The 713-nt window shown below is 41.2% G+C and carries 1 pseudogene; it reads right to left on the bottom strand.

The features are described from left to right. Nucleotides 1-713: pseudogene (locus tag GQR46_RS19140) on the bottom strand (hypothetical protein); the annotation flags it as partial.

Below are 713 nucleotides of genomic sequence, written 5' to 3' on the forward strand. Positions count from 1 at the left end.
ATGTGCCCGCGTTTATCCTCTCGTATTATTCGCCCTGTTAACTCAACGAGTTCAAGGTACGATTTAAGCTCAAACGGCAGCCCTTTAGGCATAATCTGACGTGGCATGCCTGCAAAACGTAGTAACTGTTTTGGTTGTTTACCTTCTTCTGCGTGTGTTATGCGTTGTTGGGCACTTGTATGATCTGATTCTTCTGGTGTTTTAGCCATTTTAGCTCTAATGGGGTTTAAATCTACATAGGCCATGCAGACCGCAAGTGCTGCTTCATCTAGTAATGCTTGCGATTACTTTTTATTTTAAGGAAAGGCCCTTCCCACAAAGTTGTATGGAACAACTTTGAACGCCTTAGGCGGCCCGAAGGGTGAGCGCCATGGATGGCAGCGAATAAAATCGCTCTGTGCAGTTATCTTCTTTATTTGCTCTGCGGGCAATATCTTCATTTAGTAACCGCATAAACCAGCTGATACTTGCTAAACGTTCGCGATATTGTTTAACCGTTTGATTGAAAAAGATGAGTTCAACTTTACTTAGCTTTTCACCTTGTACATATTTTTGCGTTAACGATGTGCCTTTACAGAGTTTATGCCAGCGAATAACAATCGCTTTATCATTCAGCCTGTTTGCTTTCTTATCATCTACATACAGTACTAAATGGGTGTGATTACCCATTACGGCATAAGCACATACATCAATACAAAATACCTTCGCTAATT

This window comes from Pseudoalteromonas sp. Z1A6 (assembly GCF_011378745.1).
Classification (GTDB): domain Bacteria; phylum Pseudomonadota; class Gammaproteobacteria; order Enterobacterales; family Alteromonadaceae; genus Pseudoalteromonas; species Pseudoalteromonas arctica.